This window comes from Thiohalocapsa sp. (assembly GCF_022340605.1).
In the GTDB taxonomy this organism is placed as follows: domain Bacteria; phylum Pseudomonadota; class Gammaproteobacteria; order Chromatiales; family Chromatiaceae; genus Thiohalocapsa.
The window spans coordinates 1-15085 of the sequence record NZ_JAJDNQ010000117.1 but is presented as its reverse complement, the minus strand read 5'-3'; the positions used below and the strand labels follow the sequence as shown (position 1 = coordinate 15085).

Sequence of the window (15085 nt, the reverse complement as noted above, 5' to 3'; positions counted from 1 at the left end):
GCCATCAATCGCTGACGCTTCGATGTCGGAATTCGATCTCATCCGTCGGCACCTCACCGGTGTCGGCACCGCGCGCGACGACGTGCTGGTGGACGTGGGCGACGACTGCGCGCTGCTGCGCGTGCCCGCGGGCCGCGAGCTGGCGGTGGGTATCGACACCCTGGTCGCTGGCGTACACTTTCTGCCGGACTGCGATCCCGAGGCGCTCGGCTGGAAGGCGCTGGCGGTGAACCTGAGCGACCTCGCCGCGGTTGGTGCCGAGCCTGCCTGGGCGACGCTGGCACTCACCATGCCGGAGCCCGACGAGGCTTGGCTCGCCGCCTTCGTGCGCGGCTTCGGCGCGCTGGCCGCGGCCGAGGACGTGCGCCTGGTAGGCGGCGACCTCACTCGCGGCCCGCTCACCGTCACGGTACAGGCGCACGGCTTCGTGCCGGCGGACCATGTCCTGCGGCGAGCCGGCGCCCGACCTGGGGATCTCATCTGCGTCAGCGGCGCCCTCGGCGACGCGGGGCTTGCCCTGCGCCACCTGACGCAGGGGGAGCCGCTGGACGAGTACCTGCGCGGGCGGCTGGACCGGCCGTCGCCGCGGGTTGCCCTCGGCGAGGTGCTGCGCGGCCTCGCGACCTCGGCCATCGACCTGTCAGACGGCCTGATCTCGGATCTGGGTCATGTCCTCGCGGCCAGCGGCTGCGGGGCGCGCGTGGAGTTGGAGCGTCTACCCCTGGCGGACCAGGTGGCCGCCGCCGTCGCCGTGGACGAAGACTGGTCACTGCCGCTCGCCTCGGGCGACGACTACGAGCTCTGCTTCACGCTGCCGCCCGCGGCGCTCGGGCAGTTGCCGGTATTGGCGGCGGCCGCGGGCTGTCCGCTCACCACCATCGGCGAGATCGTGGCCGGGCAGGGGCTGCGGCTGGTGCGGGCGGACGGCAGCGGTTGGAACGCCACCGGCGGCGGCTATGATCACTTCGTCGCGTCCTGACCGCAGCTTCCGGCCGCAAAGCCCCACACGTGGGAGCGGCGTCCCCGCCGCGATGCGCGGCCAGTACGCCACTCGATCGGTGATTTCCCTGCATGAATCAAGGCTCGCAGGCCCCATCGAAGCGCGCCGACCCTGGAGCTGTGCGACAATAGTCGGCCAACCGAATACTTCTTTGATCCCGATCATTGTTGTCGGATAAGGAGCTTCAGCATGAGTTCACCCGCCGAAACCACCCCACCCAATTTCAACGCCGCGGATGCCAAGCACTGGCTCGCCTTCGGCTTCGGCGCGGGGCTGTCCCCGATGGCCCCCGGCACCGTCGGCACCCTGGTGGGCGTCGTCTTGTACCTGGTGCTGTCGATGTTGCCAGCGGCGCTCTACACGCTCGTGGTCGTTGGCCTCTTCGCCGTCGGCGTCTGGGCCGTCGGTACGGTCGCCGAGCAGATCGGCGCCGATGATCCGCCGTCCATTGTCTGGGACGAGGTAGTGGGCTTCCTGGTTGCGATGATGGCCGCCCCCGCCGGCATCATGTGGATCATCACCGGCTTCCTGCTGTTCCGCGCCTTCGACATCGTCAAGCCCTGGCCCATCGCCAGCTTTGAAAGTCGCTTCAAGGGCAGCCTCGGCATCATGCTGGATGATGTCATGGCAGGCGCTTACACCTGGCTCGTGCTGCACGTCATCTGGATGATGGTGGATGCATCGCTGCGTGGTGCCGGCGCCCACTGATCGCCCATCGCCCCGCTGTTAACGTTTCACTCCCAGTGGCTTCGCTCCCAGTCGCCCCCTGCCCAGTGGTCGAGGAGCCCCGGTCCGCCGTCCCCTAGCCGATGACCGATCTGCCCACCTACAACGCGGAGGGGCTGGAGCGCCTCCCGCTGCACCTGTTCAGCGAGCGGGCGTACCTGGACTATTCCATGTACGTCATCCTCGACCGTGCGCTGCCGCACGTCGGGGACGGGCTCAAGCCAGTGCAGCGGCGCATCCTCTACGCCATGTCCGAGCTCGGCCTGGCGGCGACGGCCAAGTTCAAGAAGTCCGCCCGCACCGTCGGCGATGTGCTGGGCAAGTTCCACCCGCACGGCGACACCGCCTGCTATGAGGCCATGGTGCTGATGGCGCAGTCCTTCAGCTACCGCTACCCCCTCATCGACGGCCAGGGCAACTGGGGCTCCGCGGACGACCCCAAGTCATTCGCCGCCATGCGCTACACCGAGGCGCGGCTGGCCCGCTATGCGGAAGTGCTGCTGGCGGAGACGGGGCAGGGCACCGTCGACTGGCAGCCAAACTTTGACGGCACGCTGGAGGAGCCGAAGCTGCTGCCGGCACGGTTGCCGAACCTGCTGCTGAACGGCGCGGCCGGCATCGCCGTCGGCATGGCGACGGATATCCCGTCGCACAACCTGCGCGAGGTGGCGCGCGCCTGCATTCATCTCCTGCGGCATCCCGATGCGGACATCGACGCGCTGATGCGCCACGTGCCCGGGCCGGATCTCCCCACCGCCGGCGAGATCGTCACACCCCCGGACGAGCTCAAGCGCATCTACGCGACGGGCCTCGGCAGCATCAAGCAGCGCGCCTGCTACACGCTGGAGCAGGGCGAGATCGTCATCACCGCTCTGCCTTACCAGGTCTCCGGCAACCGCATCATGGAGCAGATCGCGGGGCAGATGCAGGCGAAGAAGCTGCCGATGATCGAGGACCTGCGGGACGAATCGGACCACGAGTGCCCGACCCGGTTCGTCATCGTGCCGCGCTCCAACCGCGTGGACGTGCCGCGGCTGATGTCGCACCTGTTCGCCACCACGGACCTCGAGCGCGGCTACCGGGTCAATCTGAACATGATCGCCATGGATGGGCGCCCGCGGGTCATGGACCTGCGCGAGATCCTGAGCGAATGGCTCGACTACCGCCGCGCAACGGTGCGCCGGCGCCTGCAGCACCGCCTCGACAAGGTGCTGGAGCGCCTGCACCTGTTGGCCGGCTTGCTGATCGCCTTCCTCAACATCGACGAAGTGATCCGCATCATCCGTACCGAGGACGAGCCCAAGCCGGTGCTGATGGCACGCTTCGAGCTTACCGACGCCCAGGCCGAGTACGTGCTCAACACCCGCCTGCGGCAGTTGGCGCGGCTCGAAGAGATGAAGATCCGCGGCGAGCAGGAGGAACTGCAAGCCGAGCGCGACAGCCTGCAAGGCATCCTGGGTGATGCCGGTCGCCTGCGGGACCTGATCATCGAGGAAATCGAGCGCGACGCCGAGACTTACGGCGACGAGCGCCGCTCCCCGCTGGTGGCGCGCGAGGCGGCGCAGGCGCTGAACGAAACCGAGCTCAGCCCGACTGAGCCCGTCACGGTCATTCTGTCCACCAAGGGTTGGGTACGGCAGGCCAAGGGGCACGAGATCGATCCCACTGGCGTCGGCTACAAGGCCGGGGACGGGTTCCTCGGTGCCGCGCGGTTGCGCAGCAACCAGCAGGTGGTATTTCTGGATTCAGGCGGCCGCGCCTACTCTCTACCCGCGCACACGCTGCCGTCGGCACGCGGACAGGGTGAGCCGTTGACCGGCCGGCTCGATCCGCCCCCCGGTTCCAGCTTCGTGGCCGTGCTCGCCGGCGAGCCGGACGACCGCTGGCTCCTGGCCTCCGACGCGGGCTACGGCTTCATCTGCTCCCTGTCCGACCTGTATGCCAAGCCCAAGGGCGGCAAGGCGGTGCTGACACTCCCCGCGGGTGCACGGGTCCTGCCGCCGGCACCGGTCCCCGAGAGCGCTGCCGACCTGGTGGTCGCGGCCACCAGCAGCGGCCACCTGCTGGTATTCCCGGCCACTAACCTGCCCCAACTCGCGCGGGGCAAGGGCAACAAGATCATCGGCATCCCAGCGGCCAGGATGCATGCGCGAGAGGAATTCGTCGTCGCCATCATGGTGCTCTCAGAAGGCGCGAGCCTACTGCTGTCTTCCGGTAAGCGCACCATGACGCTGAAACCCGAGGACGTCATGCGCTACAGCGGCGAACGGGGGCGGCGTGGCGCATTGCTGCCGCGCGGATTCCAGCGTGTCGATGGGCTCCAAAGCACCTGAGCCCGCTGGTGACCGCTCAGCGCGGCGCCGGGGCGGCGTGTGCCTGGATTGGATCAGCGATAGCGCGCCATCACTGCGCCAATTCCCCGAGCTGTGATGAACGGTATAGCGCCAAGAGCCGCGCGTCGTGCGTTCCTCCGCATCAGTGTCTGGCATTGGCACTGCGAAATGCAGAACAGCGCATCCGTCGCTCGTGACATTCTGTTGATGTGACGCACTATGTTCAAAATCACTGAGACGCGCCTGCGCATACGCGCCGACCAGCCGGTCCACCGCATGCAAACAGGCATCTCGATGCCCTCGGGCCGTCCCGTCACCATCAAGGCAGCTTCGCGGTGCCTTCTCCTGCTGGTCACGGCGGTCTTTGTGCGTGCCGGCAACGCCGGTACCTTCGAGCCGTCACAAAAGGACTTTTATGTCTATCCGCCCTACTGCAAGGCCAAGATGGCGGATCTGCCCGAGAACCGCAAGCACGTTTGGCGCAACAAGTTTCCTGTCGACGAGCAACAGGTGGCGTTCTGGAAGCGTCAATTAGGCCCCGACTGGTACGACCTCGAGCAATACTGTGCCGGTCTTACCCATATCTCGCGCGCCAACGACATCGGCTGGCTCCGCAGTAACAAAGAGAGCGCCGCGGCGGAGTTCCGCGCGGCTGCCGCGGCCATCAATCAAGCGCGCTTGCGGTCCGCGCCGCGCAACCCGTTTTGGCAGGAGCTGTCATTGCGCTACGCGGAGGCGATCGGCGGAGCCGGGCAGTACGCCGAAGCCATGAAGGTGTTGCAGGACGTCACTGCTTTGAACCCCAAGAACACGAACGCCTACGTCCTGCACGCCCGCTTGACCGCCCGGCGCGGCGACCTCAACGCCGCCATTGCCCAACTCGAAGCAGGCCTCGCGGCCGGCGCGGGCCGCGGCCCCATCCTTTACTATCTCGCAAGCGACTACTACGAGTTGGGAGACTACAAGCGGGCGAGGGAATATGCCCAGCAGGCCGAACAAGCCGGCATGAAAATGGACAACCTCAAGTCCAGGCTTCCGGACGAGTAGTCGTCGCGCCGCAGGCGCCCCCGCACGATCTGCCAGCGCGCGCCGGACTGCTCGGTTGGATGCCGCGCCATCGCCGCTGAGCGATCTCCCGCGCCGCGCCTCGACCATTGTTTATGGCAATGCCGGCATTCCGTATTTCTCGCCGGTTTCGACGCTCGCTCACAGTCGTACCTGATTTCGCTTTGCCCGATCTGTCACATGAAAGACTGGCCGCCGATATACTTTTACGTGCCGAGCACGATGTTCGACGCCTGGCCCGGCAACGAAAATGAGTACATGTCCTGGGCCGAGGGAGAGAAGCACCTCGGCGTCGCTGCTTGGATTGTATTGACTTATCTCAGGCTCAAGGCACATGGCTACCCTGTCGAGAGGTGCTCAGAACTTCCGCGTCGAGGCATTGTCATTACGCATACGCGAGTACTGCGTGACGGATCGCTGCGTCCTCGCCCGGACGTACTCCTGGTCTGCGCTGAAGGGGACCGGGGACGTTGCATCAACGCGGACATCCATGTCGTCCAGAATCCGTTGCAGGAGCGCCAGTCGTGGTTCTGGAAAAGACGGTATATCCCGCATTGGACTCAGCCCGGCCTCATGCCCAGGGATCCCCAACGCGGCGACAAAGTCGAGACCGTCGGCTACCTCGGTACCGAGTTCAACCTCGATCCAGAGTTGCGCAGCGACGTCTGGCTAGCAGGGCTGAAGCGCTTGAACCTGCGCTGGGAAACGCGATTCCCGTCGCAGGCGTGGACCCGCTACGACGACCTGGATTGCGTCGTCACGATCCGCGGCTTCCACAAGCACTGGAATGACATTTGGAAGCCCGCAAGCAAGTTGTTCAACGCCTGGCGCGCAGATGTCATACCGCTCGTGTCCGCCGACAGCGCCATGGAATGGCACGGTGTCGCTGGGGAGGACTACCTGCGGGTCGACTCTCTGCAGCATCTCTTGGCCACCCTGGAGCAGCTGAAAAATGATCCAAGCCTGTGCCAGAAGCTCCGCCATAACATGGCGCGGCGGCGCGCGGAGATTTCCGGCGATGTCCAACTGGGCAACTGGGTTCACCTCATTGATTCGCTTCTGGTTCCTGCGTATTTCCGGAAGCGGCGCCAGGGCGCGACCATGCGCGTCCCCGCCGCGGCATGGCGTGTGCTGACCTACGGGCTGGATTGGGCGGACCGCTGGCGCCGCTATTACGGCGGAAGGATTTCCGCCAAGCTTCGGGCGGAGGAGTTTCGAGGCTACGTCTAAGCGGCTCGCCGCAGGCCCAAAGCGGGAAGATGAGCGCTGCTCCAGTATTCCGAGAGACGAATGTTTTCGGCATGGGACGGTGCAGAGGCCGATCCCCGTGTCCAGTCGTTGTGATCTGTTGAATGATCGACAAACCGGCAATCGCGCTGACCGCGCTGCCAAGCTGTCCGGAGGCCAGATGAATCGCTACGATCTCGCATTTCAGCGCGAGTTGCTTTGGCTGAGCTCCAAGCCAGGTGTGCAGAGGCTGTCGCGGTTGCGATTGCCAACGCGCGCGTTGTCCGGGAAGGTCGCGCTAGTGCTGGGGTCGCAGCGCAGCGGCACCACGTTGATGTTTCTCATGCTAACCGCACACCCGCGGCTGACCGGACTGGACGAAGTGCATTCGGATTTCGACCTCCCGCCGTGGCCGGTCGTCGCGGCGAACGCGCTCAGCCGCAGACTGACTGTCTACAAATTGCCCATGGTGACAGCCCGGGTTGACGACGTGGCGGGCGCTTTTCCCCGCAGTCACCTGATTTGGATGGTACGTCACCCGTTTGCCGTCGTCGCATCCATGCGTGACCTGATGTTTCCGGATGGAAAGAACTGGCTGACGAAGCATGGGACCATGGAAGCAATGCGCACCTTGGCTGTCACCTCCCCGGAAGACTGCGCAGGCGTTGAGAGACTGGATCCTATCTCGCTCGGTGCCACGATATGGAAGCACAAGCTGCTGCTCATGGAGAACTACCGCGAACAGGGCATGCAAGTCCATCCGGTCAAGTACGAAGATCTGGTCACGCAACCGGAGGCGGTGATGCGGCCGGTGATAGGAAGCTTGGGCTTGGAATGGTCCGAGCATGTGCTGGAGCATCATCGCTTTCACGGCGACGAGCGCCATGCCGGGGGAACCCGGGCGACGCGGCCGGTCGACCAGAGCGGCGTGGCTCGCGGCGACAAGCTGACGGCGGCTGAGAAGGACCTCGTGGCGAACATTGCCGGCGATACGATGTCGGCATTTGGCTATGCGCCCGGTTAGGCCTGCGTTGGCCATGCACCACGCTCGTGCGCCGCACCCGCGTCGGACGGCGTGCTGACGTGTCAGGATTGGACGTACGCCGCCTGCGTGCAGGTGCGCTCTGGACCTTCATGGGTGGAAGTGGCATCACGATTGCCCAGTTTCTGCTGGGTCTGGTACTTGCGCGTCTCCTGTCCCCGTCCGACTTCGGCGAGTTCATCGCGGTAACCTCAATTACGTCAGTATTGCTTCTGTTTGCGCAGATTGGCATGCCGCAAACACTGGTCCGGACCAAGGAATTGGCGTCGGAACAGTTCAATGCAGCATTCTGGACGATGACGGTGGGCGCGGTTCTGACCGCCGGAGCCATCGCACTGGTAGCGGCGCCCTTGAGTAGATTGTTCGATGCACCGCACTTCGCCCACATCGCTTACGGCATGTGCTTTGCATTCCTCATTATCCCGTACAATGGCGTGGCAATGGCCATTCTGCGTCGCAGAATGATGTTCGATGTTGCGGCGCGCATCTCCGTGTGGTCATTCGCGGCAACGGTGCCGAGTACGATACTGTTGGCCGCGACCGGATTCGGTCCATTCGCGCTCGTCGCAGGTGCGATCGCCTCGATGCTCACGACTTCTCTCCTGGTTGCGGGCGCGACGCGCTGGCGTCCAGCCAAGCCGGCCTTCATGCCCATCGCGCCGCTGTGGGGCTACGCGCGATATGCCATGTTCAACAGTGCGATGAGCATGCTGAACAGCCGTGTGGATAATCTGTTGGTCGGTTCCCGTCTAGGGGTGCAGAACCTGGGCGTGTACAACCGGGCGTATTCGTTGGCGCGGATCCCCACCGATCAGTTTGGGGAAGGCATGTTTCAGATATTGTTTTCCTCGTTGTCGCGGGTTCAGGACGATTGCAAGCAGTCGCGGGATCTGTCCAGTACAGCCATTGTATTGATCAGTTCACTGACCTCGCCATTCTTGGTCGTGTTGGCGCTGTGCGGACCAGGTATTGTCGGCCTGCTTTACGGAAAGGAGTGGTACGGGGCGGGGGAGCCGCTCCAGGTGATGGCAGTGGGTGGTGCCTTGATCGTTGTGTCGATCACGCTGCGGGGATTAATCAGTGCACAGGGACTCGTCAAGCAACTGTTTGGGGTGCATGCATGGAATCTGGCCGTAACATCCGGCGTCGTGCTTGGGTTGTCGCCGTTTGGTCTGACGGCGGTTGCCGCGGGCATTACATTAAAGGAGGGTGTGACCGTGTTTCTGATGACCAGGATTCTGCGGTCGACGGCCGTGGCTTTTTCGCTTGCGGAGATCGGCCATATCCTTGCGCCCGTAGTGTTGGCAGCAATCATTGCTTTCCTTGCCGGCGGTTTGCTGTTCACCGAGATAGGTGGGGCGAGAGACGTTTGGCTGTTTGAGGCCTTTCGGCTTGGGGCGATGACGGCTTTCGTGTTTGGCGTGTACCTGACGGCGTTGGTGGTCGTTGCGCTCGTCTGGACGGGTCATGGACCCTTGCAGGCATCCCGGGCACTGGTGGCGGGAACCGCGCGCGAGGCGGCGCGGACGTTGTGGGAGCGGCTCGGACGACACCGAGGCGAACGCGGCAACGAGGCCGCGGCGGAGGTCGCTTTGGCATTCAGCAAGCCTCAGAGGTGCGAGTGAGGCGGAGTGGAGAGCGCCTGTCGCCGACATTCCGCGGGGCGATTTGGTCCTATGCAGGTAGCCTGTATCTGACCGGTGGACAGTTCGTGTTGGGAGTCGTGCTCGCGCGGTTGCTGAGACCAGCGGAGTTCGGGCTGTTTATCGCGGTAACGGCGTATACATCCCTGTTGTTGCTGGTTGCTCAATTCGGCTTGCCGCAGGCCGTGCTGCAGGCGCGCAGCCTGTCACGGGATGCGCTGAACGCGGCGTTCTTTCTCCTGACGGGATTTGCGCTGGTCTGCTTCGGCTGTGCATGGATTGCGGTCATCCCGCTCGCGGCAGTCTATCGGGCGCCGGGCTTTGCGACGGTTTTTCTCTGTATGGCCGGAACATTGCTGCTGACCCCTTACACCTCGCTGGGGTTGGCGGTGTTGCGGCGGGAGATGCGCTTCGATGAGGTCGCGCGCCTGGATATCTCTGCGTTCAGCATGTCCGCGGCGAGTGCGGTGCTCGCGGCGTTGGTCGGGGCCGGTGCCTACAGCCTGGTATTGGCCGCCTTTGTCAGCATGGCGATCAAGGCCGCGGGCATCGCGGGGCGGCTGAAGTGGCGGCCGCAATGGCCGCGGTTCGAGGACGGATGGACGCTGCTGAAATATGCCCGGTTTGCGGCGATCAACAGCCTCATCAGTGTGTCCGGCAACCGGGTCGACAACATGATGGTGGGCGGGCTGCTCGGTACCGCGGCGCTCGGCCTGTACAACCGCGCCTATTCGCTGGCCCGGATTCCTCCCGACCAGTTCGGGGAGAGCATCGGCCCGCTGCTGCTTGGCTCCTTCTCGCGCATACAAAATGACGCGGCTGCATCCCGGACACGCTTTTTTGAGGCCGTGGGCGGGGTCACGCTGCTGACGTGGCCGTTTTTGGTGGCGCTGCTGGTTGTGGGGCCGCAGGTGATCGCGCTTCTGTATGGGGAAGCCTGGCGCGGTGCCGGGCTGCCGCTTCAGGCGATGATCGGCGGCGCCGCATGCCTGGTGGTGGTTTCCACGCTGCGCGGGCTCATCAATGCACAGGGGCTGGTGGCGGAGCTCGTGGGCGTCAACCTCTGGACCCTGGGCGCGACCGTGGTGGTTGTCATCGGTCTCTCACCGTACGGATTGACTGCCGTTGCCGTCGGCATCAGTTTGCGCGAGGCGTTCATGTGTACCTTGATGCTGCGACTGGCGCGGCGCTCGCGCTTGGGGATAGCGGCGGGAGACGTTCTGTACGCGGTACTTCCGGCATTGATTGGTTCGAGCGCGGCGCTGCTGGCCGGCTTGATCGCGGCGTCCGTGGCGCATCGGGCGGAGCCCGCAAGCACCGTGCTTGCGGTGCTTGCGGGCAGTGGGGCGGTCTTTGTCAGTTACGCGGCCGTTGTCGGGCTATTGATGCTGCTTTGGAAAACGCACGTGCCCCTCGTAGGTGTCCGCGACAGGCTCCTGGGCTTGGTGGTACGTTAGCAACGGTTCGGAAACAACGTGAACATCTTAGGCGGGATGAAGCGGAGCGCATCCACCGCAGGCAAAACGGTGGATGCGCTTCGAGATTGTGAAAGTATTCGGTGTAGGTCGGGTTAGCGATGGCGTAACCCGACCATCAATGGCTTCCCGACGCCCAGCGTCGGGTTACGCTAGTAGGGTCTGAAGGCGCTAGCGCAAGAACGCGAAAGGGCCGTGTTGGCTACAGATCTCCATTCGCGCCTGCTTCCATGATGGACTGGATATTGTCCCGTACCTGCTCGGCCTTTTCCTGCAGCTCCGGAGACAGGTTGGCGTTCTGGAGGACCTTGCCGAGGTCGAGGGTCACCAGCCAGGGCTTGCCGTCGGCGTCTTCGATCAGCGTGATACGGCAGGGCAGGTAAGCGGAGAAGTCCGGGTTGTAGGTCACCATTTCCTTCGCGATGCGCGCGTCGCAGAACTGAAAGATCTCGATGCGCTTGCTTTCGACGCCCATTGCCTGGAGCTCCTTGTACAACGGGAGGTGAGCGACGAGCTTGAAGTTGAGCGAATTGGCGCGAAGCTTCATGGAGTCCACCGCGTCGTCCATGCTGACGCCATCCGCGAGCGGCATCTTCAAGACCGTATCCGAGATCGATGAACCCTCGGCGGCGAAGGTCGCGCAGGGTGCGCCGAGGAGCGAGGCCAGAAATGCAACAGTCAGCAGCAGGGATTTGATACGCATTGGATTCGGTTCTCCTTTGGCAGGTGCCGCGGGGTGCGCGTCGCGCAGACCGCCGGTCGCTGCGCTCTGTTTGTTCATGCCGACGTGGTGGCGGCATGCGGGCTGGTATAGTCGCTACGGGCTGAGCCCGACGCGGGACATTGTGACGGGTTGACGGGCGTCTGCCAATCGGAACGCCGGCTCACGCGGCGGATACAACCGCCCGTGCTGTTGGCTCCGTTGTCGTGGTGCGTCTTCGGGATTCTGGGCCACGGAGTCTCTATACTTGTGGGCCGGTCGCGTGTCCGCAATGGCTATGACCATGGCGCGCGGCAACCATACACCGGAGCAATTTGAGTCGGGGGAGGAGAGGATTGGATCGGAGATACGACGGGCTGGTCGAAGCGCTCAAAGGGCACGGCAGTCTGGCCGTGGCCTTCTCGGGCGGCGTCGACAGCACATTGCTGCTGGCCTGTGCACGGGCGGCCCTCGGCGCGGCAAATGTCGTCGCGCTGACGGCAGTGACGCCCTATATGGTTCGCCAGGAGATCGGCGATGCCGTGGCCCTTGCCGCAGAGCTGGGTGTGCACCACGAGCTGGTCGAGATGGACATGCCGGAAGGTGTGCAGGACAACCCGCCGGACCGCTGTTACCGCTGCAAGCGCCACATGTGCGAATTGCTGATGGAGCGGGCGCGGCTGCTGGGTTACGCGACGCTCGTCGATGCCAGCAACCTCAACGATGCGGATGCCAGCCGCCCTGGCCTGATGGCCCTGCACGAGCTCGGCATCAGCACGCCCTTCATCGAGCACGGCATCGACAAAGACGCCGTGCGCGCCATCTCCCGCGAGCTTGGTCTATCCACATGGCGCAAGCCCAGCAACGCCTGCCTGCTCACTCGCCTGCGTCACAACCATCCCGTGTCGATGCGCGAGCTCCAGCGCATCGAAGAGGCCGAGCGGCTCTTGCACGGCATGGAGTTCGAGTCGGTGCGCGTGCGCTGCCACGGCAGCCTCGCCCGCATCGAGGTGGCGCCGGCCCAGCGCGGGCGGCTGGTGGAGCAGGCCGATGCCATTGGCGAGGCGCTGCATGCACTCGGCTTCCGCCACGTCTGTCTGGACCTGTTCGGCTATCGGCATGGCAGCATGAGCGAGCCGGGAAACTGACTTCTGAGAGCGGCAAGCGCGGTGCCGCGCTGACTCGCGGCCGCGGTCACCCGAAGTCGTAGTGCTTCTCGACCGCTTGGGTGATCTCCCAGGTGCAGGAAAGGCCGGCGGGGAAGGTGATCAGGTCGCCCCGGCCGAACTGCTGCGGCGCGCCGCCGTCCGGGGTGACCGTGAACTTGCCGCGGACCACATAGCACGTCTCGCTCTGGTCATAGGTCCAGGGAAAGGTGGATGGCTCCTTCTTCCAGACGGGCCATTGCTCCACGCCGAGCACCTCCAGCTTGGCGGGGGAGGCTTTGTGCTCGCAAAGGATTTGGAGGTCTGACATACGTACGTCTCCTGGGCTGTCGGGGCCATCCGCGCAGAACACCGCCGAAGTCGCTCGGCAGGCACGCGCGGCGGTGCGATCATAAATCTTCGGTCTTCTCCGCCGCCGTCATGGTGCCGAGCCGCACCGAGGCGAGGTCGTCGTCGCCGATGTCGAGCGGCTCTCCCGCGAGGTCCGCGGCGGCGCGCACCAGCGCGGCGGCATCCAGGCCGTAATCGCGCAGCAGATAAGGCCGGCTCGCGCCGTGTGCGTAGGTGTCCTTGAGGCCGAGCCTAAGCAGCCGGCGGCCGATGCCGTGCTCGGCCATCAGCTCCGCAACCGCCGCGCCGAGACCGCCGATTATGCTGTGGTTCTCCATGGTGACCACGCCGAGGCGCACGCCGGCGAGCGCCTCCAGCACCGCCTGGTCGTCGAACGGCTTCAGCGTCGACACGTGCAGATGCCGCACACCGATGCCGTGCGCCCGCAACGCGCCAATGGCGCGCATGGCCTCCTCGGTGCAGATGCCGCTGGAGATGACGCAGAGGTCGTCGCCGCTCGCCAGCAGCCGCGCGCAGCCGAGCCGCATGGGCTCCGCTTCTGCGAACAGCCGTGGCACCTCGCCGCGGAGCTGGCGAATGTAGACCGGGCCGTCCACCGCCTGGGCCACGTCCAGCACCGAGGTCACTTCGGTGGCGTCCCCGGCCTCCAGCACCGTCATGTTCGGGATGAGACGCATCAGGCCCACGTCATCGATGGCCTGGTGCGTGACGCCGCCCGGCGTGGTGAGCCCGGGCAGGAAGCCCACCAGCCGCACGGGCAGATTGGGATAGGCGATGGACATGGCCACCTGGTCGAAGGGTCGGCGCGTCACGAAGACCGCGAAGGTGTGGATGTACGGGAAGAACCCCTCGCGGGCCAGGCCGGCGGCGAAGCCCATCATGTTCTGCTCCGCCATGCCGAGGGAGTAGAAGCGGTCCGGATAGGCATCGCGAAAGGCATCCGCCTCGCAGGACGCTGTCAGGTCCGCGGACAGCACCAGCACCTCGGGCCGGTGCGCGGCCCAGCGCACGATGTGCTCGCGATGGGGGCGGGTGACGGTCTCGATCATGCTGCCGCCTCCGCGGTCATGTCCGCGAGCAGCGCCTCGTAGGCGCGGAGCTCGGCGTCGGACTTGAAGCGGACGTAGTGCAGCTTTGGCGTCCGCTCGCGCATCAGCTCGATGCCGCGGCAGGGATCGGTGCGGGCGATAACCGCGAGCGGGCGGTCACCACCGCCGAAGCCCTCCGCGGCGGCCGCCAGCGCATCGCTGTCGTGTCCATCCACCTCGCGGACGTCGGCACCGAAGGCGCCCAGCCGCGCCGCCAGCGGCTCGATGGTCATCACGTCTGTCATTGCACCGTCGCACTGCTGGGCATTGGCGTCGATATAGACGCCGAGGTTGCCGATGCGGTGGTGCGCCAGGGCCGCGAAGGCCTCCCAGGTCTGACCTTCCTGGAACTCGCCGTCGGACATGAACACCCAGACTCGCCCCGTGTCGCCCCGGAGCCGACGTGCCAGCGCCATGCCACCGGCCTGGCTCAGGGCCTGGCCGAGCGAGCCCGCCGTCACCTCGTGCCCGGGCGAGTGCTCGGCGCCGATCAGCTCCACCGTGCTGCCGTCCTGGTTGAACGCATCCAGGCCGTTCGGCCCCAGACGGCCCAGTTCGATGAGCAGGGAGTAGAGCACCAGCGCATAGTGCACCGGCGAGAAGATGAACCGGTCCAGCGCAGGCGCCCGCGGGCCGTTGTAAGCCGCGCCGGTGAAGGCATGCGGGTTGTCCGGTCCGGGCACGCCGGCGAATGGCCGTGGCACCAGGGGTGCGATGCTGTCTCCGAGGCGCATCACCCGCAAGTACAGCGTCGCGAGGATCTCCGCCGAGGAGCACGCCTGGCTCAAGTAGCCGCCGTTGTTCTTCAGCGTGTAGGCGAGCACGCGGCGGCGCACGGCGTCGGCGACGCGGCGGACATCGACCGCGGTCGCCGGTGCATCCAGCGCTGTTGTAGCGGGTGTGACGGCGGCTTGGGTCATGGCATGGGCACCGGGCTCAGCTTGGGGAGCGGATTGTAGCGCGATGGTCCGCGCGCGGCGGCTTGGGGGATCTCGGTGCAGCAGGGGCGGCCGGATCGCGCGGAGCAGCTCTCGTGGGAGCGGCACTCCCGGTGTCGCGACCGGCGCCAAGGCAACCTACAACGCCCCAAGTAACCGCCGAGCCGCAGGCAACCTCCCGGCCGCCATCGCGCCACAAAAGGCAGTGGCGCTCCCACATCGGCACGCCTGGAGCAGCCGTTTCGGGAGCAGCGCTTGTGGGAGCGGCACTCTCGGTGCCGCGACCGGCGCCAAGGCAACACACCGCGCCCCGAGTCAGCACCAACCAGCA

13 protein-coding genes are annotated in these 15085 nt (G+C 65.4%); 9 read left to right on the top strand and 4 right to left on the bottom strand.

From position 1 onward, the window contains the following. The first annotated feature begins 22 nt into the window (after positions 1 to 22). The 8 genes from thiL (at position 23) to LJE69_RS15035 (ending at position 10493) form a co-directional block, all read left to right on the top strand. Positions 23 to 979, top strand: a complete 957-nt coding sequence (thiL, locus tag LJE69_RS15070; RefSeq protein WP_296926543.1) for a thiamine-phosphate kinase — start codon at positions 23 to 25, stop codon at positions 977 to 979. Positions 980 to 1189: 210 nt separating this feature from the next. Further along, positions 1190 to 1708, top strand: coding sequence for a phosphatidylglycerophosphatase A (locus tag LJE69_RS15065; protein WP_296926541.1), 519 nt, complete (start codon positions 1190 to 1192; stop codon positions 1706 to 1708). 101 nt (positions 1709 to 1809) lie between these two features. After that, positions 1810 to 4059, top strand: a complete 2250-nt coding sequence (gene parC / locus LJE69_RS15060) for a DNA topoisomerase IV subunit A (protein WP_296926539.1) — start codon at positions 1810 to 1812, stop codon at positions 4057 to 4059. Between the two features lie 219 nt (positions 4060 to 4278). Continuing rightward, positions 4279 to 5106: a tetratricopeptide repeat protein gene (locus LJE69_RS15055; protein ID WP_296926537.1), complete on the top strand. Its 828-nt coding sequence runs from the start codon at positions 4279 to 4281 to the stop codon at positions 5104 to 5106. Between the two features lie 198 nt (positions 5107 to 5304). Beyond that, positions 5305 to 6354: a hypothetical protein gene (locus tag LJE69_RS15050; protein WP_296926535.1), complete on the top strand. Its 1050-nt coding sequence runs from the start codon at positions 5305 to 5307 to the stop codon at positions 6352 to 6354. A gap of 178 nt (positions 6355 to 6532) precedes the next feature. Continuing rightward, positions 6533 to 7375, top strand: a complete 843-nt coding sequence (locus LJE69_RS15045; RefSeq protein WP_296926533.1) for a sulfotransferase — start codon at positions 6533 to 6535, stop codon at positions 7373 to 7375. Between the two features lie 26 nt (positions 7376 to 7401). Continuing rightward, positions 7402 to 9018 carry an oligosaccharide flippase family protein gene (locus LJE69_RS15040; RefSeq protein ID WP_296926531.1) on the top strand — a complete coding sequence of 539 codons (1617 nt, stop codon included), beginning with the start codon at positions 7402 to 7404 and terminating at the stop codon, positions 9016 to 9018. Then, positions 8925 to 10493, top strand: coding sequence for an oligosaccharide flippase family protein (locus tag LJE69_RS15035; protein ID WP_367114688.1), 1569 nt, complete (start codon positions 8925 to 8927; stop codon positions 10491 to 10493). The genes LJE69_RS15040 and LJE69_RS15035 overlap by 94 nt, the downstream gene beginning before the upstream one ends. A gap of 220 nt (positions 10494 to 10713) precedes the next feature. On the opposite strand, the gene LJE69_RS15030 is transcribed toward LJE69_RS15035, so the two are convergent. Further along, entirely contained in the window at positions 10714 to 11292 is a 579-nt protein-coding gene (locus LJE69_RS15030) for a DUF302 domain-containing protein (RefSeq protein WP_296926525.1), read from the bottom strand. Between the two features lie 275 nt (positions 11293 to 11567). Here LJE69_RS15030 and larE point away from each other — a divergent pair, with 275 nt between their 5' ends. After that, on the top strand, positions 11568 to 12359 hold the full coding sequence (gene larE, locus LJE69_RS15025; RefSeq protein WP_296926523.1) for an ATP-dependent sacrificial sulfur transferase LarE: 792 nt from the start codon (positions 11568 to 11570) through the stop codon (positions 12357 to 12359). Between the two features lie 46 nt (positions 12360 to 12405). On the opposite strand, the gene LJE69_RS15020 is transcribed toward larE, so the two are convergent. The 3 genes from LJE69_RS15020 to LJE69_RS15010 form a co-directional block, all read right to left on the bottom strand. After that, the gene (locus tag LJE69_RS15020) at positions 12406 to 12687 is read right to left on the bottom strand and encodes a cupin domain-containing protein (RefSeq protein ID WP_296926521.1); all 282 of its coding nucleotides are present in this window, start codon (positions 12685 to 12687) and stop codon (positions 12406 to 12408) included. Between the two features lie 79 nt (positions 12688 to 12766). Next, positions 12767 to 13777 (bottom strand): transketolase C-terminal domain-containing protein, encoded by a 1011-nt coding sequence (locus tag LJE69_RS15015; protein WP_296926519.1) that lies wholly within the window; start codon positions 13775 to 13777, stop codon positions 12767 to 12769. After that, positions 13774 to 14736, bottom strand: a complete 963-nt coding sequence (locus LJE69_RS15010; RefSeq protein WP_296926517.1) for a transketolase — start codon at positions 14734 to 14736, stop codon at positions 13774 to 13776. Before LJE69_RS15010 ends, LJE69_RS15015 begins: the two co-directional genes overlap by 4 nt. Between the last annotated feature and the right edge of the window lie 349 nt (positions 14737 to 15085).

Bases quoted from the DNA above. Each gene is read 5' to 3' on its own strand.
- thiL (WP_296926543.1), top strand. From the start codon at position 23: ATGTCGGAATTCGATCTCATCCGTCGGCACCTCACCGGTGTCGGCACC.
- LJE69_RS15065 (WP_296926541.1), top strand. From the start codon at position 1,190: ATGAGTTCACCCGCCGAAACCACCCCACCCAATTTCAACGCCGCGGAT.
- parC (WP_296926539.1), top strand. From the start codon at position 1,810: ATGACCGATCTGCCCACCTACAACGCGGAGGGGCTGGAGCGCCTCCCG.
- LJE69_RS15055 (WP_296926537.1), top strand. From the start codon at position 4,279: ATGTTCAAAATCACTGAGACGCGCCTGCGCATACGCGCCGACCAGCCG.
- LJE69_RS15050 (WP_296926535.1), top strand. From the start codon at position 5,305: ATGAAAGACTGGCCGCCGATATACTTTTACGTGCCGAGCACGATGTTC.
- LJE69_RS15045 (WP_296926533.1), top strand. From the start codon at position 6,533: ATGAATCGCTACGATCTCGCATTTCAGCGCGAGTTGCTTTGGCTGAGC.
- LJE69_RS15030 (WP_296926525.1), bottom strand. From the start codon at position 11,292: ATGAACAAACAGAGCGCAGCGACCGGCGGTCTGCGCGACGCGCACCCC.
- LJE69_RS15020 (WP_296926521.1), bottom strand. From the start codon at position 12,687: ATGTCAGACCTCCAAATCCTTTGCGAGCACAAAGCCTCCCCCGCCAAG.
- LJE69_RS15015 (WP_296926519.1), bottom strand. From the start codon at position 13,777: ATGATCGAGACCGTCACCCGCCCCCATCGCGAGCACATCGTGCGCTGG.
- LJE69_RS15010 (WP_296926517.1), bottom strand. From the start codon at position 14,736: ATGACCCAAGCCGCCGTCACACCCGCTACAACAGCGCTGGATGCACCG.